A 23,704-nucleotide genomic window follows, 5' to 3' on the forward strand; every position below is an offset into this window, starting at 1 on the left:
CGCTAGCTTCATCACACTCGCTTATTTAATTGTGATGGAAATTACGGATTAATCTCGAAGTATTACTGATTATTTTTTACATAAAGAAAGAAGGCTCTTTTCTAAAGCATTGTTGACTTAGTACATTGTCCAAAATCGTATTTACACGATGTAACGGAGCGGGAGACACATGACTCCTGAGGGATGTTGATTGAAGCAAGTGTTTGGATTGAAATGTCCAGAGTTCTTTTTTAAAAATGCCTGAAATAGCAACAATCTATACGAAAACAGCCAAAAAGAAAAACTCATGGATGTGTTCATTCCATGAGTTTTTCCTTTACGAGCGCTTTTGCTTTTTTTGGGCAGAGTCTTTTTTAACTCCTGTTTCAAATGTTGTCGTCCCTTGACCTTCAACTTGTGAAGATGAAAGGCCGATTGTTGATGGGTCTTTTTTGCGTTTAGCCATCTTAACACCTCCCATCATTATGTTTTCCGCTATCTCCTTGTTTACTCTACTTTTTTTCCCAAACTCCATAATGAAACTTTGACGTTTTCCGAACCATTTGCTTTAGTTCAAATGTTTGAAATCGCTTGGAACGAAAGTGATCTTTTAATACAACTCTTTTTTTCGCCACTCGTTTCGCTTCCTTCATTACTTCCTCGTGTACGTCATCATACGAAGCAAATTGCCTTATGCCTGAGAGCCCTTGAGATGTATCAATCGTTTCTTGAAACATCGGATCGAGGTAAACGACATCGAAAGATTCGTTTTCTAGTTTTTTCAAATAAGTCAGATGGTCTTCATGTACAACATTGATTCGTCTCATCGCATCATTTAGTGGCTGTAAATCCGTTTCACAAGCTTGAAGTCCATATTGAACGAGAAGAGCAATCGTTTCACTTTTCTCAATACCGATGACCTTCCCACGTTTCCCTACTAAAAAACTTGCTGCAATACTATCGGATCCTAGACCTAGAGTACAGTCTAAAAACGACATTCCACTCTTTAGTCCTGTCACTTGTTGAAAAGGGTCTTCCTCGCCTTTTAAGTATCGTTTAATGCGGAACATAGCGGAATTGGGGTGAAAGAAAAAGGGATCCTTATTCGTTAACGAATGGTATTCCAGTCGTTCTTTCCCGACGACTAACACATCTTTTTGAAATTGTTGCTGTAATGCTTCAATAGAACGTTTATTTCTCTCTACGTACGGTATTTGAATCTCTTTTGCAAGATTTTTCGTATATTGCCGAATCATTTCATTTGTTCTACCTGCTGTCGTAATGATCATCGCTAACCCTCTCAATTACCACATGAATTCAAAAAATAGTCATACCTTTTAGTTCAATCCAAAACGATCCCCTAAAAAATGGTTGTTATACGGAACGGTTTGTCGGAACATCTGCTCCAGTAGCGAACCGCACCGTCTTCTTTGCCTTTCACTTCAAGTGATCCAGCTTTTCACAACCTAATTGCAACAATGTATGCTTTAAAATAGAAAAAAGGATGCGAGGCACCCTTTTTTGAAATCGTTATTCCTTACAATGCGCTTCAAAGGCATTTTTTAGATTTTCCATAATGCCTTCAATCGTGTTTCCTTCAATTTCTTGACGTGGAATAAAGTGAACAACTTCCTTGCCTTTTAATAGGGCCATGGATGGCGAAGAAGGCTCGTAGCCAACGAAGTACTCACGCATTTTAGCTGTTGCTTCTTTCTCTTGACCAGCAAAAACCGTTACAAGTTGGTCCGGTGTATTGTCATTCACCATAATAGATTGAGTGACAGCCGGTCTTGCTAATCCCGCTGCGCAACCGCATACGGAATTAATCACAACTAAAGTCGTTCCTTCAACGTTTTCCATAAACGCTTCTACATCTTCAGCTGTCAGCAATTCTTGAAATCCTGCTTGCGTTAATTCTGTTCTCATCGGTTGAATTAACTGACGCATATATTCTTCATATGCCATTGACATCGTCATCTCTCCTCTTTATTAAACTAGTAAAAAGAATACACGAAATTAGCATGTAACGCAATTATTCGTCCGATTTTCGCATCTCGGTCATTTGCTTCCAAACAGAGCCCTTTGCTTCTTCGCCACCTTCGATTCGTTCAATGGCCATTTTAATTTGCATGCTTACTTCAAATTCTGGATCATTCTCTGCTGCTTTTAAAGCAGGTAAGGCACTTTCGTCGCCAACTTCATATAAAAACATAGCTGCACGCCAACGTACAAGTTTACTTCGATCTTGGAGTGCATTTGCCATTTCTGGGATTGCTTCTTTAAACCCTAAATCGGATGCTGTATCCCCTGCAGTTCTTCGTACGGTCATGGAAGGGTCTTTTAACGCTTTATAAAGTAACGGTAACACACTTTTATCTTCTAACATTCCTAAATACACCGTAGCTAGTCGGCGCACGGACATTTTCTCGTCTGTTAAGGCTTTTTCTAGTACAGGTAAATCAGAAAGCTTCGGATTCATTTGCTCTAGGTGAGCGTAGCGTTTTCGCCAGTCTTCATCTTCTAACATTTCCATGGTTACAGTATATGATTCACGTTTAATCGGGGTAATATCCTTGTTAATAATCCGATCTTTAAGTCGCTTTAACCGTTCATCTGGATAAGAAGCCGATACTTCATCTACTACTTCTTGACCAATTTCATCTAATTCACCGTAACGGACCCCTTGCTCTTTCCATTCGCGTTCCATTACGACGTTTGTCGCTTCCTTTTGTACATCCAAGATGGTGTTCATAAAACGTTCAGGGAGTGAAAAGCGTCTTTCTTCCATTCCATCCGTCAATTTTACTTGCATCGGAATTCCTTGAAACATTTGTACGAATACTTTTACATCCCCATATGTATCTTCAAGTTGATTTTGCCCACCAGCTTCTGAATTCGATTCTTCACCGAATACAGCTCGAATTTGGGGTAATATCGTTTTCCAATCTACTTTTGCAATTCGTTCTACGGCTAAAAAGTCGGCAACATGATAGACTCCCTTTACACCGTCAATACGTAAAATTTGCTGAATCAAAATTGGTGCTTGATCGATGTTTTCTTCTTTATAGTTGTTTCGATCCCCAGCTGGTAATGCTTCGTTCAACGTAACCTTCATCGTATTTGGACTAGGCGTAGGTTCAATTGAGACAATTTTCATTGATAAAACTCTCTCCCTTCCATCATTGCTGTAACATTTGTTCAATTTCGGTAATCATTGTAGAAGGTTTTGTTTGCGGAGAAAAGCGTTTGACGGAATCTCCCGTTCGGTTTATTAAAAATTTCGTAAAGTTCCATTTAATTGCTTTCGTACCTAATGCACCAGGAGCTTGTTCCGTAAGGTATTCAAAGATGGGATGTTTGTTTTCTCCTTTCACATCCGTTTTTGGTAAAACCGGGAACGTCACCCCATAATTTAATTGACAAAATTGTTGAATTTCATCGTCGGTCCCAGGCTCTTGATTCATAAATTGATTGCTTGGAAACGCTAAAATTTCAAGTCCCTTATCATTATATCTTTCATATAATCGTTGAAGTTCTTCGTACTGAGGCGTAAATCCGCATTTACTTGCAGTATTTACAATGAGTAGTACTTTGCCCCGATATTCCGACAACGATTTCTCCTCTCCCGTTTTCGTACGGAAAGTTAAATCATAGATACTCATTTGTTCATCTCCTAAAAGCGTTTCTTCCATCATATCACGCTCACCCTTCTTCCTCAAAAAATATGATACAATCGGATGAAAAGGAGAGAAAGGAGTGTGAAATATGGGTTGGGTTTTCATTATCATCATAGCCTACATCCCAATTTTTTACCGTATACATAAACGATTAAATCTTTTAGAAGACGAAGTAAGGAGCTTACGAGCTCAAATTCAAAAACAGGATAACTATTAAAAATGATCAGAAAAAAGGGTGTTACCATTTGCAACACCCTTTTTGTGTCAGACTAGTATGTTCAAGTACCGGTTGGACTTAAAATTGTTGAAGTGCTACGATCATTTTTTCATAAATGACTTCTAGTAACTCCATTTCGTCTTCCTTCAATCCTTCTGCCATTGGAACTAGGAATGAAATGTTGTAATCCCGCTCTTCTTGAAGAGGATTGTAAGAAACGATTACGTTTACTTCTTTTTCCAAATATTGTTCCAACCACTCTTGTTTCGTTTGGATTTGAAAAAGATGTGTATCTTGATAGTGAAACGACACCGCTAGATTACAACTCGGATCTTTCGTTTTTCCGAGTAGTTCTTCATAAAGCTGACTGTTTTGCATTTCAAGTTTCATTAAAGCTTCGACATCTTTTCCACTTAACTTAAATCCAATGGTAAAAACGCGATTCATTCTCGCTAGATTGACAACGTCTTCTCTTTTAATAACTTTGATGTCTCCATGTAAATCATCATCGTAAATCATGCCTTCTAATAAGGTTTTCATATTATCAAAAGCTGTTGGGTCAAACATGAATAACTCCTCTTAGAAAAGTCCTTGAATTTTTCCTTCTTGATCTACATCCATTTTTAATGCTGCCGGTTCTTTTGGTAAGCCAGGCATTGTTAAAATATCTCCCGTCAACGCAACGAGAAAACCAGCTCCAACTGACGGTTTAAATTCACGAATCGTAATCGTGAAATCGTTCGGGCGACCAATTTGTTTCGGATTGTCCGATAATGAATATTGTGTTTTTGCCATACAAATAAGCAATTGATCCCATCCGTACTTCGTAAACAGATTAATTTGTTGCTTCGCTTTGGACGAAAATTCAACATCTTTTGCCCCATACACAAATTTTGCAATTTTTAATACTTTATCTTCAATGGTATCTGTAATTTCATATAATGGGGCATATTTCGATTCGTTTTGTTCAATTTGTTCAATGACCTTTTTAGCGAGGTCTACACCGCCGTCTCCCCCTTTTTCCCATACTTCCGTTAACGCAATTGGATGGTTATGTTTTTCACACCACTCCATAATGGTATCGAGTTCTGTCTTATGGTCCGTTACAAATTTGTTTAGAGCTACAACATACGGTAAACCGAATGCTTGTACTGTCTCAATATGTTTTTCAAGGTTGGTTAATCCTGCTTTTACCGCAGTTACATTTTCATCTTTCAAGTTATCTTTCGCTACCCCGCCATGCATTTTAATGGCACGTACTGTGGCAACAATGACAACCGCACTTGGATTGATTCCTGCAGTGCGAGCTTTAATGTTTAAAAACTTTTCAGCTCCTAAATCAGCTCCAAAACCTGATTCCGTAACAACATAATCCCCTAGCTTGGCAGCCATCTTAGTCGCAATAACACTGTTACAACCGTGTGCAATATTAGCAAAAGGTCCCCCATGAATAATAGCTGGTGTATGTTCGATTGTCTGTACTAAGTTCGGTTTAATTGCATCTTTTAATAACATCGTTAAAGCACCTTCAACACCGAGATCCTTAACGGTTACTGGCTCATTGTCCATATTGTATGCGACGACTATATTTGAAAGGCGTAATTTTAGGTCATCCAAGCTCGTCGCTAAACATAAAACCGCCATTATTTCAGAAGCAACTGTAATATCAAATCCGTCTTCACGCGGTACCCCATTTTTATCTCCACCTAAACCGACCACTACTTGTCTTAAAGCACGGTCGTTTAAATCGACCACTCGCTTCCATACAATTCGTCTAGGATCTATGTTTAATTCATTTCCTTGATGAATATGGTTATCAATAAAGGCACTTAAGGCATTGTTCGCCGTAGTAATCGCATGGATATCCCCCGTAAAATGAAGATTGATATCTTCCATTGGAAGTACTTGAGAATATCCACCTCCAGCTGCTCCCCCTTTTATTCCCATCGTAGGACCTAAAGAAGGCTCACGAAGGGCGATAACCGCTTTTTTATTCAATTTATGTAACGCTTGGCCTAAGCCAACAGTTACAGTCGATTTTCCCTCTCCTGCTGGTGTCGGGTTGATTGCAGTCACAAGGATGACTTTCCCGTCTTCCTTCGTACTTAGGCGATCAAAGATTGAATGTGACAGCTTCGCTTTATATTTCCCATACATTTCTAACTCATCTTCGTGAATACCGATGGATTCAGCGATGTCTTTAATGTGTTTTAATTCTGCTTCTTGCGCAATTTCAATATCAGATTTCACTTTTGTTTTCGTATCCATCTCATAACCCTCTTTCTGCTCGTTAATATCACAATTTTACCAAAACTTAAATTGAAATATCACCATGAACTTTCTATAATTAGAAATATTAATATTTTGAAGGAATTCTTGGAGGTGTCAAGATGCCTATTAATATCCCTTCTCATTTACCGGCAAAAGAAATTTTAGAAAAAGAAAATATTTTTATAATGGATGAAAGTCGTGCGTATCGCCAAGATATACGGCCTCTAAATATTATTATTTTGAATTTGATGCCAGAGAAAGAGAAAACAGAAACACAATTACTTCGCCTTCTCGGTAATTCTCCATTACAAGTTAATATAACCTTTTTACGCCCAAAAACTCACACACCAAAAACAACGAAGAAAAAACATTTAGACGAATTTTACACAACCTTTGACAAAATTGACCATCGAAAGTTTGACGGCATGATTGTAACTGGGGCCCCAATTGAGACATTGCCATTTGAACAGGTCCATTACTGGAATGAGTTAACTGAAATTTTTGAATGGTCAAAATCAAACGTCACTTCCACCTTGCATATTTGTTGGGGTGCACAAGCTGGACTATTTTATCATTATTCTATTCCGAAGTATAAACTTCCGGAAAAATGTTTTGGTATTTACGAACATGTTATTGCTGATACTTCATGCAAATTGTTACGCGGTTTTGACGATATTTATTTGGCCCCCCATTCAAGACATACAGATATAGATGAAAAAGCCGTAAAGGAATGTGCTGATTTACAAATATTATCCACATCAGAAGAAGCAGGAATCTGCCTATTATCATCAAAGGATGGCCGCTTTATCTTTTTAACCGGACATCCCGAGTATGATGCTTTCGTATTAAAAGAAGAATATGAACGCGACTTAGCAAAAGGATTGAAAATTGCCGTTCCCAAAAACTATTTTCCGAAGGATGACCCTTCTATATCCCCTCTTCACACGTGGAGATCTCATGCCAATCTTCTATTTGTGAATTGGTTAAATTATTATGTGTACCAAGAGACGCCTTACATTTGGGAATAACTATCAAATAAAGGAAACTTCTGTTATGATGGAAACGAAGATCGTAATCATAAAACAACAAACAGCCAAAAGTATTTAACCATTTGAAGCTTCTGTTACATTTTTTATACAATTTTAATAATTTATTTACATTAGGAAAAATTGTCATTTTCCCTTTAAATAATCTTTAAAGTGTCATAATATTTTTATGTTACGGTTGTTATAGACTCTGTTTTTCTTCGTAATGAAGAAGATTAGAGTACCGAAAAAATAGAATACTAGGTTGGCGTTTTGTAGAGGTGATTGTAACATTGATGAGCAATCCAAAGGTTCTTATCTTAACTGCGAAATATGGGAACGGGCACGTTCAAGTGGCAAAAACATTGCAAAACCGTTGTCAGCAGTTAGGGATGAAGGTTGTCGTTTCCGATTTATACCGAGAATCCCATCCTGTCATAACAGAAGTAACTAAATACTTATATTTGAAAAGCTTTTCATTCGGAAAAGAATTTTACAAGTGGTTTTATTATGGCGTGGACAAAATGTACAACAAACGCATCATGAATATTTATTATAAGATGGGGAACTCCCGTCTCCACGAGCTCATAGTACGTGAACAGCCCGACTTCATTATCAATACGTTTCCGATGATTGTTGTTCCTGAATATCGACGGAGAACAGGTAGAGTCATCCCAACATTTAACGTTTTAACAGACTTTTGCTTACATAAAATTTGGGTACATCCAGATATTGATAAGTATTATGTAGCAAGTGAGGAAGTCAAACAAAAATTATTGCAACTTGGAATACCTTCTCATGATGTTTTGGTTACCGGTATACCTATTCGAGCTCAATTTGAACAATGCATTTCAACCGACTCTTTATATCAAAAATTCGATTTAAGTCCGGATAAAAAAACGCTTTTAATTATGGCTGGAGCACACGGTGTCTTAAAAAATGTGAAAGAGCTATGTGAATCCTTTTTACATTATGATGAATTGCAAACGGTTGTTGTATGTGGAAAAAACCAAGCCCTAAAAGAACAACTTGACCCGATAGCAAATTCACATCCTCATAAGTTAAAGGCACTCGGGTTTGTCGAGAACGTTCATGAATTGTTCCGTATTGCAACCTGTATGATTACAAAGCCAGGAGGCATAACGCTAAGTGAAGCGGCCGCTATAGGTGTTCCACTTATTTTATACAAACCAGTACCTGGACAAGAGAAAGAAAATGCTGAGTACTTCGAACGTAAAGGCGCTGCGAAAATTGTTTCAAAAATGGATGAAATTGAAGATATCGTTGCTTTTTTACTTCAAAACCCTGATGAAATACAAACGATGAAATCAAACATACAGGCTCTTCATCACGGAAGAGCAGCAGATGTTATATTACAAGATATGGTGAATGAATCAGAGCGAATTCAAAGGCAGAAGGAATTTATGCTTACGTCAGTAAACTTGTAAGCTATTTTGAATGGATGAAGTGGTCTTCAATAAACTTCTTGGAGGCACACTATGGATACGAGCACACACTTCGTGACTGGACTAACTCTTGGAGGGCTAGCGAGTTTAGATCCTGCCATTTCAGGAAACCTCAATTGGCACAGGTTGTGATATTAGGAACAGTTGTTGGGTCGAATGCACCTGATTTCGATTATGTAATTCGTATTTTCAAAGGAAAAGGAATGTATGTGGAGCATCATCGAGGTGTCTCCCATTCCATCCCTGCCCTATTTTTATGGACGATTTTCATTTCAGTCATCTTGTTTGGCTTTTTCCCTGCCGTTTCACTATTTCATTTAATCGTTTGGGTTTTTATTGCCGTAGTCATGCACGTTGCTTTAGATGTACTGAATGCATACGGAACCAAGGCTTTAATACCGTTTACTAATAAGTGGATTCCCCTGAATTTTATTCCGTTATTTGATCCATTCTTCTTCCTCCTTCATTTAGGAGGATTGTTGCTCTGGATAGCAGGAGTTCATCCTCAGCCGGTTTTTTGTTTGTTTATGCCTTTTCAGTTTTATACATTGTTTTTCGTTACGCCATCTATTTATTGGTAAGGAAGCGCAACGAGTTTAAAGACCATACGGTTCTTCGATATTCACTCACTCCTTCGATTCGCCCATGGGTATGGGATTTTGTCATCGAAAGAGAACGGGAATTCAATGTTGGTCTTATTTTTTTTCAATCGATAAATTGGATCCATACTTTTAAAAAGGATCACGAAAAAGCGATTATATGAAGTTGGCTTTAGAGAATCAAAATGCCAAGCACTTTTTAGCGAATGCGCAGTTTCCTTATATGATTGAAATTCAGCACCACGATGTCATCGAAGTACAAATTTTTGATTTACGATTCCGCAATAAAGAGCAATATCCTTTTTTGGCGCAAATTATCATGACCAAAGATTTTACTGTAGTTGATTCGAGAACAGGCTGGCTTCATGCAGTTAAACAGCGCAACTCATTACATCCGTTCTCTTAAAGACAATTTTTAGACTTCGCAAATTTGTTTTTCACAATTTCAAAAAGGTGGAGGACGTTGCTCCTGGGAGACGCCGCCACCTTTTTTATTTAAGAGAAAAAGCATTATTTCATTTCATTTCATGTCCTAACTTAACGACTGCATGTTCAGTTCCTCTATTTGTATATTTTTTATGTAATTTTGTTTACTTTTGAAACAAAAAAAGCCACATAAAAGACAATGCCATTTGTAATTCCCATGACAATTGCTTCGTTAGTTCTTTTGTAATGCCTTTTTTCATAACTCCCTCATTTGCAATCAACTTCCACCCATACGCTTCTTCACAAAGCTGTACAAATTCCCACGGCATCATCGTATTCATGATGGTTTGTTCTCCGTACAATCGATTGAAGCTATGTTTTCTCGGATGCGCAGTTGGACCTAAAATAGCGGCACAAATAAAACCTTCCTTTTTTACAACTCGGTCAAGTTCGGCTATTGCATCAATCGGCTTTTCCGTCCATTCAATACCGTTTATGACCATCAATGCGTCAAACTGTTGATTGGCAAACGGTAATTTCATCATATCCCCTTGTACGTACGTTACATTTTTATGTTGATTCCTTTCATTTGCTAATTCCATCATTTTTGTTGATAGATCGGTGGCTACAACTTGATAACCACCTTCTGCTAACTTTTTGGAACCATAGCCATCACCACATGCGACATCCAAAATGTTGCTCCCAATCGGAACATGACGAGAGAAAAACGGAATAATCGAATTTCGGCTTCCATTTTCCCACATATTTTCACTTGAAGTATTCCAATCTTCTGCAAACTCATCCCATTTCTTTTGCGCTTGTTCATGCCACTTTGACATCACTCAATCCCCTTTCTGCCTTCCATTCTCTTATTATAATGAATGAGTTTTATTCGTATGTAAATGAAGATTTTGGAACAAAATAGAAGTGACCACAGTTGCTACTCGATACATAAGTGGGACGAAGATGTACCAATGCGGAGGTGATGAGGAAAAACTTCATTCAACCGTTGTCTTGTAATATCAATGATGAAAGCGTTGTCACTCAAATTAGTCAAAAATTTCAGTTGAGTTTGACATCACCTTGACTTTCCAGCAATTGTTGGTGTATATTAAAGACATCATTTAGCTGAATAACTTCGTAGCTTCTAAAGATTTATGAGGCCTTCGACGCCTTATTCTGTTAAATGATGAATATTTTTTAAGCACGCTTGTGCAAGTATTAGGAGGAAAAAGTAATATGCAACAAAACGGTAAAGTAAAATGGTTTAACAACGAAAAAGGTTATGGATTCATCGAAGTTGAAGGTGGAGACGATGTATTCGTACACTTCACTGCAATCCAAGGTGAAGGTTTCAAATCTTTAGAAGAAGGTCAAGCAGTTTCTTTCGAAATCGTTGAAGGAAATCGTGGACCTCAAGCTGCAAACGTTGTAAAACTTTAATCATTGTTAAGTGATTATATATGGATATTAAGAGGCTGCGATTTGTAGCCTCTTTTCGTATGGGTTCATCCTACATTAAAAAAGTAGCAAGAATTCTCTCGCTACTTATCATTTTAAACACCTATTTGGCTTTTTTGCTTTGTTCAGTAAGCATGATGTATTCTATGGCTTTTAAATTTTCCTTCAACTTATTTTCAACTCTACTTACCTCAATGTGATTAAATACGCCATGATTTTTCGCCATAAAGACAAGATGCTTGATATCCTTTTCCATTGATTGAAATGTTTGTTTAAGTTCGTCTTTTAATGCGTCTTTGTCCATTCCCCTTATTCTCCTTTCATCTTTATGACAAATTTACTAATTTATGTATATACGAATTCAACTTTCCCCCTATTTTTCCTGCTTAAATTGTAAATTTTTTTACTTTGAATAGTTTTTTTCCCTTTTTACATTCTATTAGTGAAGGAATAAATGTTTTAGGAGGAATAATACGTGACGAATAATCATTCAATAGGCGGTTTTAATAATCGGAAGCAATTAGAAGTAGCTGTCGATGCAGCAGAGAAGATGGTCGGTTCTGCGACGATGAGTATGGATAAAGATTTGATTCAATCAGCTGAACATGCAATCGCAGATGCAAGGCAGCTTTTTAATGAATATTCTAATGACTATGATGAGGCTTTTTTAGAAGAACAGCAGCAAAAGTTAACGAGATGTGAGCATCAACTACAAGAAGCAAAGCGATGAGAATCACAAAGAAAATCCACTGTTCTATTGAATCAGTGGATTTTCATTTTAATTTTTCCCCTATCTTTTTTATTTGTTGCCCGACAGTACATTGATTAATACAAAAAGAGTGGGCATATGTTTTCCCATATTCTTTACGAAAATGTTGCTTTAATAAGCATTCTGTACAATATTCATCCATTAATTCTGTTATTTGTTCATAAACTTCTTTCTTATTCAATCTTTCCAACCCCGATTCATCTTATAGTCTTTTTCTACTATTAATGATTTGATTGTTTAGTGCTTGTTTAGCCAATTGATCGGCCTCTTTATTTTCTTTCCGGTTAATTGTCGTGTAGATAGGGGTAATGTTCATCCCTTTTATTTTCTCTTCTATTTTATCCAACCAGTACGTAAAGCTCTCTTCATAACAAGGCCATTCGCCAGCCAATTGATTTAATACAACGAGCGAATCTCCTTTAAATTCTACTTTCTTTCCGTTCACATTTAAATCTTCTAATGCAGAAACGAGATGGTAAAATGCAATGTATTCCGCCTCATTATTGGATTCAACTTCAGGTATTATCAAATTGCTGCGAACACGGTATCGTTCATGATCTTGTTCATAGTAGATGACAAAACCAATTCCCGCTTTTTGTAGTGTTCTGTCAAAGCTTCCGTCAAAATAACAAATGAGATGATGAGGTTCTTCTTGCACTTTCTCATTTAATTTCCGAAGTTGCTTCAATGTCCATTGATTCCCGTTATCTTCTATCGCTTCCATTTCTTTGACCCGGCCGGTTTTTTCAAAGTCATCCATTATTCGTACAGCTCGGTCGATTGGTAAGGTTTCTGAAATGAAATTCACCTTCTCACCTGTTTTACTTTCATATAAGATGTGCAATGTTACATCCATTTCATTCACCCTTTCCCCATGCAACCCCGTCAAAATGTGTTATAATACTATTCGTTCAAATTGTAGGAAATGAAGGAGTTATAGCATGTTTAATGAAGTCATTTGGTTTGGATTTGCATTTATCAATTTTATCATGGTTCTCTTATTTTACAAATGGTTTGATAAAACAGGCCTTTATGTGTGGTTAGGCTTTTCGACCGTAGTTGCAAACTTACAAGTTGTCAAAACGATTGAGCTTTTTGGACTCACAGCCACTTTAGGAAATATCATGTACGGCACAGCCTTTCTTGTAACGGATATTTTAAATGAAAAGTACGGTAGAGACGAAGCGAAGAAGGCCGTCTGGCTCGGCTTTTCCACATTGATTTCCTTAACCATTATTATGCAAGTCGTGCTGTTCTTTATCCCTCATGAATTTGACATTGCACATGAGGCGTTAGCCACAATTTTCGGCTTATTGCCTAGAATTGCAGTTGGAAGCCTTCTTGCTTATCTTGTCAGTCAGTATACAGATGTACTATTGTACTCATATTTTAAGAAAAAGTTTCCACAGGAAAATCAGTTATGGATTCGAAATAACGGAAGTACAATGATTAGTCAACTAACTGATACATTTATCTTTACATCCATCGCTTTTATTGGTGTTTTTCCAATGGACGTTTGGCTTGAAATATTTATCACAACCTATTTCATAAAGTTTCTTGTTGCTCTACTTGATACCCCATTTGCTTACATTGCAAAAAACATGCATCGTGGAGAGGAGACGAAATGATCGAAGTTTATATTGATGGTGCAAGTAAAGGAGACCCTGGACTATCTGGTGCAGGTATATTTTTTAAAAATGTACAAGAGGATTCCAAATTTAAAATTCCTCTAGGAAATATGAACAATCATGAAGCTGAGTTTCAAGCACTTATTCACGCATTAAAGATAGCTAAAGAACGAAATTATTCGATTTTATCAATTAGAACCGATTCGCAAGCGGTAGATCAAGCAATTTCAAAGCAGTTTGCGAAACGAGAACCGTATAAGTCGCTTTTAGTTGAAGCGCTAAAGTTAATGGAACAGTTTGATTTATGCTTTGTCAAATGGATTCCAGCAAAAGAAAATCGTGTTGCTGATCAGCTTGCGCGAGAAGCAATTCATCTCAATAAATAAGGACGTCACACCAACACTCAAAATGGGTGTTGGTTTTTTATTACACGTTGTTGTCTTATTTCATCAATTTAAAATCTAAATGCAACAATAAAAAAACAAGCATTTTGAGAACTCTTTCGCTCAATGCTTGTTTGCGTCTTACGATATACTCCTAAATTAATCGTTACCATTCATTTGTACTAGAAAATGTTCAACTACTCGTTCCGCTTGCTTTCTCGTTTCTACGTTTTCACTAACAAATAATTCTAATATTGCCATAAAAAAAGCACCATCGAATGTCAATTTTATTTTTAACGTCCATTCAATTGCCAATATGACAACATAATCTGAAGCGTTTGTATACCCTTTTCCAAAATGCACAAATCCATAAAAACCTTCATCAAATTTAAAACCTTTTGATTCGAGAAATTGAATATACTCAATCAAAGCTATCTCTCGTTGTCGTTTCATCAATTATGCCTTTCCTTTCGAAAACTTTTAAGAGTAAACCTCCAATAATTGATGCACACTAACGAAAAAGGAGGTGATCAAATGACGACCGAAAATAATCGTAATCGTGGACAGAAAGCACCAGGTGTAAACCCACAAGGTTATGACCGTCCAGATGATTCACAAACGACCCAATCACAATTAGAAGAACGCGCTAAAAACAGTAACACAAAGCGATAACATTACATAGCGCTGTCGAATTGCAATTGCTAATTAACGATGTGAGAGGTCAGTTACGAACTGACCTCTTGTAAAAACTGGATTCCTTTTGTTTGGATTCCGCGGATATCATACTTTTGAATGGCTTTATTTAACTGATCTTGTGACAATGAAAACGTATGAGTAAACGTAGGTGTTTTCATCGGTACTGATGTATGAATAGCGGCGAGCTTACGAGACAAATGTAAATCTTCAAGACATGCAGATATTTTCTTTTTTTGAGATGGAGTAAGATGATCGAGATGCTCGAGTAGTTGATCAACGTTTTCGTATTCTCGAATTAATTTAAAAGCTGTTTTTTCCCCAATTCCTTTTACTCCCGGGTAATTATCGCTCGTATCTCCCATTAATGCTTTTACATCAATGAGTTGCTTCGGTTGAATTTCATATTTTTCAACAAACGAATCAACTGTGAAAATTTCGTAATTTCCAATTCCTTTTTGCAATATGGCAACATGAATGCTTGAATCCACTAACTGTAGTAAATCCCGATCACCTGTTAAAACGATAATCTCCATTTCTTCTTTGTACTTTTCTGCTATCGTTCCGATGCAATCATCAGCTTCGTAATTTTTAACCCCCACATTTTCAATCCTGAGCTCTTCAATTACTTGTTTAGCTAAATCAAATTGTGGTATTAATTGTTCAGGTGGTTCATTCCTATTTGCTTTATACGATTCAAACATTTCTGTTCGGAACGTCTTAGATCCCATATCCCAGCAGCATACAACATAATCTGGACGAAATGTATCAATTGCTGTTAACGTGTGTTTTATAAGGCCGTTAACACCGTTTGTCGGTATTCCTTTTGAATTTTCCATAAAGCGACCGTGAATAGCGGTTGCAAAATAAGATCGAAATAATAACGCCATTCCATCAATTAGTAATAATTTGTTTGCCATTTTTACACTTCCTTTTGTTTTCTTTACTACTTTTTTTTCGTATAAATAATTGTAATTTTAGTCACTTTGTAAATTGGATTCTTACCATAGCATTAGGAACACATGCTATCTGCGGGTAGAACTGTCTAGTTTCGGCTCCGTTTTTTCGTATAGATTGTTGCTTTTTCAGACATTTTTAAAATCAATTTTGGACATTTGTGCTACAGACACTTGTTTTTCTCTACATCCCGTAGAAGTTACGTGTCTTCTGCTCCATTACATCGTGTAAATACGATACTAAAACAACAATCCTTTCAAATAGGGTCTTTCTCGTTAACCCCTATTAGCATATCATAAGTTATATCTTAAGCATACAGGTAGAGTAATTTAGGAAGGGTTTCGATTTCATAATAAGTAATGAAAAGCGCAAAGTGCAAGTCCTTAGGCGAAGGGCATTCAGGACCTGCGAGGAGGCTTCCGTCGCCACAGAAGCGAACCGAGCTGATGGCGCTTGGATTTAAACACCAAAAAAACTGTAAAGAGAATCCTTTAACACTTTATTGAACTTAAACCTTCTGTAACAATAAAAAAGAGTGACAAATGTCACTCTTTCGAAGGTTCGTTTTTCATTTTTTCTACTTCCATTGCAGCGTATGAGACGAATTTTTGATTCGTTTTCGCATTGTTATTACGTTTGGCATTCGCATTTGCATTTTTTGTACGACCCATTTTCTTCGACTCCTTTCATTAGCTACAGTCCTTATTATGACTTATTGGAATCGAAGCATTCAGGTCATAAATACTTAATTGTTACCATATTTTCTTGCGACATATTCTTTTACCATTTCAGGTGTCACACGCTTTCTTGTCGGAACAATTCCATTTTTAGCTAGAGCGTTGATTTCATCTGTTACTTGATTGATTCCTTCAACAGTAAAGGGAAGTCCTTCCTTACATCGTTGTACAGCATCTTCTATGTATGCTTCCCGTTGCCCTTCTAATTGGACAAACGTCTTAACTAATTGGTGTTGGCGATTTGAATGTTTTGTTATGGCTTGATGTACTTCACTCATATGTGATACCTCTCTTTCTCATTAATTCTACCACTTCTGGTTTAGGCGTCCAACAAGAAAACGAATACGTTGGCTTTGTTTCGTACCCTAATCGTTTACAATAATAGGTGATTGGTTTTACACTTTTGTCGATTGAGAAATGAATGCATGCGGCACAGACTTGATAAGACCGTTTTTCCATCAAAACCGCTCCCTTAACATTTTAACTGATTCACTACGAACGATTGAAACTGACATGGTCCCTTTTCACTTCTTTTTGATGACTCAATCAATTTGTACTTCCCAAGACAGCTAATGACTTCTTCTATTTCAATCGACGAACACTGTCGTACATTTTTCATTCGTTGAATAAAGGAAATGATGGTATTATCTACAAGCGTACTTCCCTTTTCGTTTATTGCCTGAATTAAGTCGAAAAGATCAATTGGTGGAATCGTCTGAATGTCTGTAATATTTTGAATAGCTAAATATGATCGAACTGCATGTATAAGCGGTTTAGCCTTTCCTTTTTTACGGGCAATCTCAATATTTTTTTTCATTATTTGTTCATAATGAAGCACTAATATTGATAGCTCGTATGATTGTTCACAAATGCTTATAAATTGTTCCTTAAATTGATTACTATTGCGATAAACTATTGGAGATTTTAGCCACTCAACGAGGGAAGGGTTGGATTTCTTCCCAAGTCGAGCGGCTTTTCTCAACTCCCAGCCGTGACATTCGATTTGTCCTTCTCTTGTTGAAATAGTCTCGCTGAACGATTCAATTCCTAAATACGTATTCGTCGGAAAGCGATAAATAAATCGAACATCATAATCACTTTCCGGTAAGTGATAGCCATAGGCTCGACTACCTACCTCGCTCGCATACAAAATAGTGATCCCATAGGTTCGCTCAAGTTTCGTTAACAACTCATTCATAAAAGTTCTCCGCTCCGATAATACGTTCAACTTCCTCTAATGTCTGTTCAAGAAGCTCATGATTATCAGCCTGCATTAACGTTTGCTTCCGTGATTTGGCATAATCACTAATTTCGTTTAAAGCATTCGATTGGCATTCATTCCAAGAGTCAAACAGCTTTTCTTTGTAATAATGGTGAAACGTTCCAATTGCCTGTTCAATTAATTGACTGAAAACGACTGGGAGCTCATTTTCATACAGTAAGAACAACTTCTGCCGATCATTTTGCTCAAAAAATGCCTTCGCATTTTTAAAGAACTTATGTCCTTTTTCAAACGATGTTGGAATTAGCTCTACCATGCTAGACTCAAATTGTGGCGTTCCATATTGTACCCATTCACGATTCGATAGAGGAACGGCGTATATACGCTCTGAAAGTTGATCAAAAGTTTGATTCAACAACTGATTTATATAATTTTCAACTCGAACGGACGTAGCGTTAAACTCTTGTAAAAAAGCAGTATTTAAAGAATTGATAAATTCATCAAAGCACTCATCGATAATCTCTTTATGTGATTTCTTTTGAACGAATTTACTCGGTTCATAAGATGCTTTAAACAAATCGGACATACGAAAAGTTAAACGTTGTTTCACATAGTGATAAAGCTCGATAATTTCTTGCTCTAACTGAAGGACTTCTTTTTTCACATCCGTGTTTTCGATAATTGAGGCATATTCCTTTTGCAATGTATCCAATTCTTCAATCTTTTGTTTTCTTTCTTTTTCTCCTAATTTGGATAGTTGGATACTATCTTTCAAATGATGTACAGTTTGTTTTATTTCCGTTTTCCCTGATTGAATCATCATTTCAGTGAGATCATGGTTTACAAACTGATCGAACGCTTGCTCAAATTGCGCGAACTCATTTGTGACATGTTGAATTTTTTCCCCTTTTAATACCGCAAGACTTGATACATTAAATAGTTTTGGAAGACGGATTTGATGCGTTAGAAGTCGCTCTTTCACATATTCTTTAACCGTTTCTGCCTCTTCGTTATTTTCAGCTAAGTCAATCGCATTGACAATGAAAAACATTTTATCAAGAGAGAATGAATCTTTCACAAGACCTAGCTGATGGAGAAATTGTTCGTCTCCCTTCGAAAACGGATGATTAAAATAAGTTAAAAAGATGATGGCATCCGATTCTTTAATATATTGAAACGCTAAGTTTGTGTGTCGTTGGTGCAAAGAGCTTGCACCTGGTGTATCGACGAGTGTAATCCCTTTTTTCGTTACTTCGCAATCGTAGTAAATCGTCGCTTCTTGAATAACACACGATTTCTCTTCGTTTGCTACATATTCTTCCATCATATCAAGTGATATGATTTGTTCCAGTTTATCTTGTGTCAACCAAAAAGCAATTCCTTTTTCATAAATAGAAAGGGTTTGATAAAGGGTTGAATCTTGATCAATCTTACGCTTTATCATTTCGATTTCGTTGAGCTCTGTCATCGTAAACCCTTTGGTTTTCAACAATTCGTTTACTTCTTGAAGTAATGATGACTCGTCTTTAAATACTATTTTCACATCTCCATGACAGTATGGGTCGATTACTTTCGTTAACTTGTTAATAACCGCAGTTGTCGGGTTAGGAGAAGAAGGGAAAATTTTATTACCAATTAAAGCGTTTGCGAAGCTAGACTTACCAGCACTAAAAGCCCCAAACATAGCGATTGTAAATGAACGGTTTGATATGGAATCGGCTTTTTGAAGTAACCGTTCTCGAATGTACGCAAATTCATTTAAAGGCTCAATTGATTTTGCCACTTTCGTTAACCATGACGCCATCTTCTCAGGAGCTTCGTACTCCTTTTCTGTGTCTTGTAAGACTACTTCTTCGACCTCATTTTCGGTCATTTCAGTTTCATTCAATAATGACGGGAGCTCATTTAGTTCCATCAAAATCGTCTTCATCTCTTTTTGTTCATGAATCCATTCAGTCACCTTTTCATCCGATTTATCATTCTTCCCTGCAAGGGTTGATTCAACCGATTGTTTCCATTTTAAAATAGCATCATACTCTTCGGCCCATTTACTAGCTGCGATAATACTTTCGCTAACATCATCCTTTTTCTTTTGAATCGTTCGAAGTCTCTCTTCCCATTGAACACGTTTACAGTTATTCATGTTGTCAAATAGGGACAACGCCACTTTTTTTACTTCCCGTTTAATAAAGTCACTGATATCCTTTGAAAACTGGATTACATATTGTTCATTTACTTGCGCACCCGTTTTTACGATCGATTTTATCGCTTCATTTTTGAGTTCAAATGATAATGCTAAAATTCCCTTTAGTAATTCAGGATCCTTCATTTCATATTTCTCTAACATTCCTTTTGTAAAATGACGAATATGCCATATAATTTCAGATTCTATAAGAGAATTTAATGTGTTAAGGAATTCATTCGTCGCTTTTTCTCGCGCTTCTTCTGTTTTTTTCTTTGAAAAAAATAAACCTACTTTAAAGCTTGGGTCTTGAACAGTTAAGAATTGCTTCGCTTGTTCACGCATATCATAAGGGGTAATATTCGCATTCTTTAACAAGTTGGATAATTCATGTTGAAAAGACTGTTCAAATTCACTCATTTCTTTTTTAATTTGAACTTGTGCGTCCTCAAGTTTTTGATAATTCTCCTTTAATGAAAGAAGTGTTTCTTCAGCAGCCTTTAAGTCTTGAAGTGAGATTTGTTCATGTTCGACGATTTGATTCATTTTCTCTTCAGCAATTTCATTTATCATTTGCTTTGAAGAATGTAATATGTTTTTTTCGATGTAATAGCTTCGTTTCGAAATGAGATCTGAAATCATTTGTTCAAATCGTTGAAGTTCATTAAATCGGTGTTCTTTGTTCTTTAACGTCGTATAAAAGATATTTTCTACGTCTACTCCCACCTGTGCCATCGATTGTTCAATCCGTTCACAAAAGATGGAAAAAGGCAGTTCTTCTTCATCGTGCTTATCAATTTGGTTAACAATGACAAAAAGTGTTTTATTTAATTTCTTTAATTTCTCAATAAACGATAAATTCAGTTCAGACTGAACGTGGTGATAGTCTGTCACATACACGACAACATCAGATAAATGAAGAGCAGATTCTGTGCTTTTCCGGTGATCGTCATCCGTCGAATCAATCCCTGGTGAATCCATCAGGACAAGATCCGGACTCAATTGAAACGATTCATTTTGAATGGTAACTGCTTGAAGGACGTCTCCACGTTTACATAACTGTTTGACAACCGATGCATCCATTTCCCCTTGCCATTTATAAATGTTCCCATTATAATCTATTGCTTCAATAAATGATTCCCCTTTAGCCAGCATCACCACATTTGAACTCGTTGGAAGAGGGCTTGATGGTAATACATCACCATGCACTAAATGATTTAACAACGTAGACTTGCCCGCTGAAAAGTGGCCGGTAAACGTAATATGTAAACGGTCGTCAAGAGATTTTTCCATTAACTCATACCATTTTCGCTCAAATCGAGCGTTGACAAGCTGATGAGTTTGCTCCTTTAGTTGAAATAACGTTTCTACAAGTTGTGTTTGTTCCAATTGTTTCATGTTGCATCCCCTTTTAATCAACAAGTTTAATTACGTTGATTTTATCATATTCTTTCCAAATGCTGTTTGGGATTTTTCATTTTTTCATATTCTCTTATAAAAATGCCGATATTGTATACATTGTTACGTTTTTATTATTTTTAGAAGAGAATACTTAACATGACGCTCCAGATTAGAGAATGGGCTGTCAAATTCCATCAGAAGTTGATACCGATTGATCTGATTCATCAATAATAGCGAAAAAGCAACATTTCATACGGAAACAACCTTTACAATTTTTATATGAAAAAGGGGGTGACTAGATTGATATCTAACCACCCCTTTTCATGAGGAATTCTACTATATGTAGAAAGAATGCAAACTGTGTGTACTCTTTTATGATTGTGCTTGATTCATATCCACTTTCTTTAATACATAACCAATCATGACACTATAAACAACTACTGTCGTTGCAACAAAAAACATTGTCATGATATCACCAACCTTTAATGTTGAGAATGATTATCGTTAATAACAATATAGCATTAACGATAATCATTTTCAATACTTTTTTTGTACTTTTAGTGGAATAAATCTACGTTTCTGTTTAAACACATCATTATAGTTTGTATGGTCGATTAATACGCCTTCTTCTGTTCGAATACGTACAGTTAACATCCAATAGTTTAATACCGAAGAGAGAATTGCCGTCACGTATGCTTGAAACAACAATGGAATCAAAAGGATTTCTAGTGTCACGACAACGTAATTCGGATGACGCAAAAAGCGATAAGGTCCCTTTTTTTGAACGTTTGCACTTTTTAGGACGATAATTTTCGTATTCCAAAAAACACCGAGTGAAAAAATACTCCAATATCGTATCACCTGTGTAATTATAAGAATTGGAACAATCACCTTCCAATAGGGTGAAAGTGCTCCATTTTTTATGAATCCTTCTACCCATAAAGAAACAAAAAATCCAATGTGCATAACAACCATAATCCAATAATGCTCTTTTCCGTATTCGATTGCCCCTTCCTTTTTCAAAAATCGCTCATTGTTTTTCGCTATCATTAATTCCGTAAGCCTTTGAAGAATAAGGATAAAAAACACTACAGAAAAAAGCATTTATGCCACTCCCCATTGAATCAAAAGTTGTTCCGCACAAAAACCTGGCCCCATGGCTGCAACAATTCCATAATCTCCTTTTTCGCCTCTTTGATTTTTCAAAAAGCGATCGATTACGTAAAGTACTGTTGCAGACGACATATTCCCATACTGTTTTAACACATCATGCGAGACATCTAATTGTTCTTTGTGTAACTGTAAGCTTTTTTCATACGCCAACAAAACTTTTTTTCCCCCTGGATGTGCGAGAAAATGTTTTAGCTGATTTAACGATATTCCATGTTCATATAAAAATTGCTCGACATTGGGACGTAGCCACTTCTCGATAATCGTTGGGATATCTCGAGAAAATATAACATAAAGACCATTGTTTTTTATTGACCAACCCATCACATCTTCTGAATCTTCTAATAAGCTCGAACGCGTATCAATGATTTGAATTGGATGTACTTGTTTTGAATCGTTTTTATAATCGGTATCGGTACCCGCAACGAGCACGGCTCCAACTCCATCTGCAAATAGTGATGTACCTATTAAGTTACTTTTGGAACGGTCATCATGTTGAAAAGTTAAACTACAAAGTTCAACACAAACGACGAGTGCTTTGGCAGAAGGAAATGCTTTACAAAACTCAAAAGCTCGAGAAAGACCAATAGCCCCACCTGCACAACCTAATCCCCAAAGAGGCGATCGTTTGATCGACCGTTTAAAAGGGAGTTCATTTAATAGCTTTACATCAATGCTTGGGGTAGAAAATCCAGTAGATGAAACGAAAAAAATAGCATCTATTTCTTCATACGGTATCGATCGTGTTAACAAATCTGATCGCGTTAAACATCGTTTTATTGCCTCAATACTTAAATGAACAGCGTGTTTGACGTACGCATCGTTTTTCTCTTGAAACGACCGTTCCGTTCTGTACCAAGATAGCGGCTCTGCAAAATGCCTTTTTTCAATCTCACCATTCTCAAACACTTTTAGTAGACGGTTAATGTTTGAGAACGATTCAGAAAAGAGCTCTTTCGCAAATTCAACCGTTTCCTTTTGTTGTATCGGATATTTCGGTGGACAAGTACCAACGGATAAAATAACGCCCATCTTTTATGCCCCATTTCAAATAATTTTTCCCCTATGTTTTATCAGTACGTTTAGTCAATCTTTCAACATATTATTTGAAATAATGGATTATTTATACATATACATGCAAATCGTAGTGACCAATAAGCTATGTGAGGGTTACGAATGGATTGTTACTTTCGGATGATTTTGTATTCATTTGTTCTACGACAGCTTTTTCACTTAGTTGGGCATTTCCATTTGTTATGTGGCAGGGTAAAGTATATCAAATATAAGATGAGCATCCCTTACTGTACGGGAACAAGGTGAAGTTGAAATAAAGTCAATTGAACAAACGGGGAGATTGGAAGAAAAGTAGATAATAACTGGGTTCAAGTTGAATGAGTGCATCAAGCTCCATTTCACTTGATGAATATTTTACACGAGTAAT

General features: G+C 36.6%; 31 protein-coding genes. 10 read left to right on the forward strand and 21 right to left on the reverse strand.

The annotated features are described in order from the left end of the window. Positions 1-316: 316 nt before the first annotated feature. The 5 genes from ML543_RS00485 to ML543_RS00505 all read right to left on the reverse strand — a co-directional run bounded on the left by ML543_RS00485 (position 317) and on the right by ML543_RS00505 (position 3,641). Positions 317-445 carry a YuzL family protein gene (locus tag ML543_RS00485; protein ID WP_243385173.1) on the reverse strand — a complete coding sequence of 43 codons (129 nt, stop codon included), beginning with the start codon at positions 443-445 and terminating at the stop codon, positions 317-319. A 46-nt stretch (positions 446-491) separates the two neighbouring features. After that, on the reverse strand, positions 492-1,268 hold the full coding sequence (locus tag ML543_RS00490) for a class I SAM-dependent methyltransferase (protein ID WP_243385174.1): 777 nt from the start codon (positions 1,266-1,268) through the stop codon (positions 492-494). A 241-nt stretch (positions 1,269-1,509) separates the two neighbouring features. Next, on the reverse strand, positions 1,510-1,950 hold the full coding sequence (locus ML543_RS00495; protein ID WP_243385175.1) for a BrxA/BrxB family bacilliredoxin: 441 nt from the start codon (positions 1,948-1,950) through the stop codon (positions 1,510-1,512). A 61-nt stretch (positions 1,951-2,011) separates the two neighbouring features. Continuing rightward, entirely contained in the window at positions 2,012-3,136 is a 1,125-nt protein-coding gene (locus tag ML543_RS00500; protein ID WP_243385176.1) for a conserved virulence factor C family protein, read from the reverse strand. 22 nt (positions 3,137-3,158) lie between these two features. Continuing rightward, positions 3,159-3,641 (reverse strand): glutathione peroxidase, encoded by a 483-nt coding sequence (locus ML543_RS00505; RefSeq protein WP_243385892.1) that lies wholly within the window; start codon positions 3,639-3,641, stop codon positions 3,159-3,161. Positions 3,642-3,744: 103 nt separating this feature from the next. Here ML543_RS00505 and ML543_RS16855 point away from each other — a divergent pair, with 103 nt between their 5' ends. Continuing rightward, the gene (locus tag ML543_RS16855; RefSeq protein WP_279326508.1) at positions 3,745-3,873 is read left to right on the forward strand and encodes a hypothetical protein; all 129 of its coding nucleotides are present in this window, start codon (positions 3,745-3,747) and stop codon (positions 3,871-3,873) included. Positions 3,874-3,951: 78 nt separating this feature from the next. Here ML543_RS16855 and ML543_RS00510 read toward each other — a convergent pair whose 3' ends face one another. Both ML543_RS00510 and ML543_RS00515 read right to left on the reverse strand, forming a co-directional pair. Beyond that, positions 3,952-4,440 carry a hypothetical protein gene (locus tag ML543_RS00510; RefSeq protein WP_243385177.1) on the reverse strand — a complete coding sequence of 163 codons (489 nt, stop codon included), beginning with the start codon at positions 4,438-4,440 and terminating at the stop codon, positions 3,952-3,954. A 12-nt stretch (positions 4,441-4,452) separates the two neighbouring features. After that, positions 4,453-6,141 (reverse strand): formate--tetrahydrofolate ligase, encoded by a 1,689-nt coding sequence (locus ML543_RS00515; protein ID WP_243385178.1) that lies wholly within the window; start codon positions 6,139-6,141, stop codon positions 4,453-4,455. 122 nt (positions 6,142-6,263) lie between these two features. Between ML543_RS00515 and metA the strand changes: the two genes are divergently transcribed. From metA to ML543_RS00535, 4 genes are all read left to right on the forward strand, one after another. After that, positions 6,264-7,172, forward strand: coding sequence for a homoserine O-acetyltransferase MetA (gene metA / locus ML543_RS00520; RefSeq protein WP_243385179.1), 909 nt, complete (start codon positions 6,264-6,266; stop codon positions 7,170-7,172). A gap of 290 nt (positions 7,173-7,462) precedes the next feature. Further along, the gene (locus ML543_RS00525; protein WP_243385180.1) at positions 7,463-8,617 is read left to right on the forward strand and encodes a diglucosyl diacylglycerol synthase; all 1,155 of its coding nucleotides are present in this window, start codon (positions 7,463-7,465) and stop codon (positions 8,615-8,617) included. A 134-nt stretch (positions 8,618-8,751) separates the two neighbouring features. Continuing rightward, a complete protein-coding gene (locus ML543_RS00530; RefSeq protein ID WP_243385181.1) occupies positions 8,752-9,216 on the forward strand; it encodes a metal-dependent hydrolase in 465 nt (154 codons plus the stop codon). Between the two features lie 178 nt (positions 9,217-9,394). Next, the gene (locus tag ML543_RS00535; protein ID WP_243385182.1) at positions 9,395-9,640 is read left to right on the forward strand and encodes a hypothetical protein; all 246 of its coding nucleotides are present in this window, start codon (positions 9,395-9,397) and stop codon (positions 9,638-9,640) included. Between the two features lie 184 nt (positions 9,641-9,824). On the opposite strand, the gene ML543_RS00540 is transcribed toward ML543_RS00535, so the two are convergent. Continuing rightward, positions 9,825-10,499, reverse strand: coding sequence for a class I SAM-dependent methyltransferase (locus ML543_RS00540; protein ID WP_243385183.1), 675 nt, complete (start codon positions 10,497-10,499; stop codon positions 9,825-9,827). Between the two features lie 400 nt (positions 10,500-10,899). Between ML543_RS00540 and cspD the strand changes: the two genes are divergently transcribed. After that, entirely contained in the window at positions 10,900-11,103 is a 204-nt protein-coding gene (cspD, locus tag ML543_RS00545; protein WP_243385184.1) for a cold-shock protein CspD, read from the forward strand. Between the two features lie 121 nt (positions 11,104-11,224). Here cspD and ML543_RS00550 read toward each other — a convergent pair whose 3' ends face one another. Further along, positions 11,225-11,425 (reverse strand): hypothetical protein, encoded by a 201-nt coding sequence (locus tag ML543_RS00550; RefSeq protein WP_243385186.1) that lies wholly within the window; start codon positions 11,423-11,425, stop codon positions 11,225-11,227. A 171-nt stretch (positions 11,426-11,596) separates the two neighbouring features. Here ML543_RS00550 and ML543_RS00555 point away from each other — a divergent pair, with 171 nt between their 5' ends. After that, positions 11,597-11,851 carry a DUF2564 family protein gene (locus ML543_RS00555; RefSeq protein ID WP_243385187.1) on the forward strand — a complete coding sequence of 85 codons (255 nt, stop codon included), beginning with the start codon at positions 11,597-11,599 and terminating at the stop codon, positions 11,849-11,851. Between the two features lie 43 nt (positions 11,852-11,894). Here the strand turns inward: ML543_RS00555 and ML543_RS00560 are convergent, their stop codons facing one another. Together ML543_RS00560 and ML543_RS00565 are read right to left on the reverse strand one after the other, a co-directional pair. Beyond that, on the reverse strand, positions 11,895-12,071 hold the full coding sequence (locus ML543_RS00560) for a zinc-finger domain-containing protein (RefSeq protein WP_243385893.1): 177 nt from the start codon (positions 12,069-12,071) through the stop codon (positions 11,895-11,897). Between the two features lie 21 nt (positions 12,072-12,092). Then, positions 12,093-12,746: a reverse transcriptase-like protein gene (locus ML543_RS00565; RefSeq protein ID WP_243385188.1), complete on the reverse strand. Its 654-nt coding sequence runs from the start codon at positions 12,744-12,746 to the stop codon at positions 12,093-12,095. An 85-nt stretch (positions 12,747-12,831) separates the two neighbouring features. On the opposite strand from ML543_RS00565, the gene ML543_RS00570 reads away from it, so the two are divergent. Together ML543_RS00570 and ML543_RS00575 are read left to right on the forward strand one after the other, a co-directional pair. Then, complete coding sequence (locus ML543_RS00570) at positions 12,832-13,518, forward strand: queuosine precursor transporter (protein WP_243385189.1); 687 nt, start codon at positions 12,832-12,834, stop codon at positions 13,516-13,518. Then, positions 13,515-13,904, forward strand: a complete 390-nt coding sequence (locus tag ML543_RS00575) for a reverse transcriptase-like protein (RefSeq protein WP_243385191.1) — start codon at positions 13,515-13,517, stop codon at positions 13,902-13,904. Before ML543_RS00570 ends, ML543_RS00575 begins: the two co-directional genes overlap by 4 nt. Positions 13,905-14,060: 156 nt before the next feature. On the opposite strand, the gene ML543_RS00580 is transcribed toward ML543_RS00575, so the two are convergent. Then, positions 14,061-14,354, reverse strand: a complete 294-nt coding sequence (locus ML543_RS00580; RefSeq protein ID WP_243385894.1) for a DUF6123 family protein — start codon at positions 14,352-14,354, stop codon at positions 14,061-14,063. A gap of 81 nt (positions 14,355-14,435) precedes the next feature. On the opposite strand from ML543_RS00580, the gene ML543_RS00585 reads away from it, so the two are divergent. Then, complete coding sequence (locus tag ML543_RS00585; protein WP_243385193.1) at positions 14,436-14,573, forward strand: small, acid-soluble spore protein L; 138 nt, start codon at positions 14,436-14,438, stop codon at positions 14,571-14,573. Between the two features lie 53 nt (positions 14,574-14,626). Here the strand turns inward: ML543_RS00585 and ML543_RS00590 are convergent, their stop codons facing one another. From ML543_RS00590 to ML543_RS00625, 9 genes are all read right to left on the reverse strand, one after another. Next, positions 14,627-15,514, reverse strand: a complete 888-nt coding sequence (locus ML543_RS00590; RefSeq protein WP_243385194.1) for a 5'-3' exonuclease — start codon at positions 15,512-15,514, stop codon at positions 14,627-14,629. A 582-nt stretch (positions 15,515-16,096) separates the two neighbouring features. Further along, positions 16,097-16,222: a hypothetical protein gene (locus ML543_RS16860; protein ID WP_279326509.1), complete on the reverse strand. Its 126-nt coding sequence runs from the start codon at positions 16,220-16,222 to the stop codon at positions 16,097-16,099. A 74-nt stretch (positions 16,223-16,296) separates the two neighbouring features. Next, positions 16,297-16,566, reverse strand: coding sequence for a YpbS family protein (locus ML543_RS00595; RefSeq protein ID WP_243385195.1), 270 nt, complete (start codon positions 16,564-16,566; stop codon positions 16,297-16,299). Beyond that, on the reverse strand, positions 16,559-16,747 hold the full coding sequence (locus tag ML543_RS00600) for a hypothetical protein (RefSeq protein ID WP_243385197.1): 189 nt from the start codon (positions 16,745-16,747) through the stop codon (positions 16,559-16,561). Before ML543_RS00600 ends, ML543_RS00595 begins: the two co-directional genes overlap by 8 nt. Before the next feature lie 13 nt (positions 16,748-16,760). Then, positions 16,761-17,486 carry a nucleotidyltransferase domain-containing protein gene (locus ML543_RS00605; protein WP_243385198.1) on the reverse strand — a complete coding sequence of 242 codons (726 nt, stop codon included), beginning with the start codon at positions 17,484-17,486 and terminating at the stop codon, positions 16,761-16,763. Continuing rightward, positions 17,479-21,090 (reverse strand): dynamin family protein, encoded by a 3,612-nt coding sequence (locus ML543_RS00610; RefSeq protein WP_243385200.1) that lies wholly within the window; start codon positions 21,088-21,090, stop codon positions 17,479-17,481. Before ML543_RS00610 ends, ML543_RS00605 begins: the two co-directional genes overlap by 8 nt. A 375-nt stretch (positions 21,091-21,465) precedes the next feature. Next, positions 21,466-21,561, reverse strand: coding sequence for a Fur-regulated basic protein FbpC (locus tag ML543_RS00615; RefSeq protein ID WP_243385201.1), 96 nt, complete (start codon positions 21,559-21,561; stop codon positions 21,466-21,468). 69 nt (positions 21,562-21,630) lie between these two features. Then, positions 21,631-22,197, reverse strand: a complete 567-nt coding sequence (locus ML543_RS00620) for an isoprenylcysteine carboxyl methyltransferase family protein (RefSeq protein ID WP_243385203.1) — start codon at positions 22,195-22,197, stop codon at positions 21,631-21,633. Further along, the gene (locus ML543_RS00625) at positions 22,198-23,295 is read right to left on the reverse strand and encodes a type III polyketide synthase (protein WP_243385204.1); all 1,098 of its coding nucleotides are present in this window, start codon (positions 23,293-23,295) and stop codon (positions 22,198-22,200) included. Between the last annotated feature and the right edge of the window lie 409 nt (positions 23,296-23,704).

This window comes from Bacillus kexueae (genome assembly GCF_022809095.1).
Classification (GTDB): domain Bacteria; phylum Bacillota; class Bacilli; order Bacillales; family Aeribacillaceae; genus Bacillus_BZ; species Bacillus_BZ kexueae.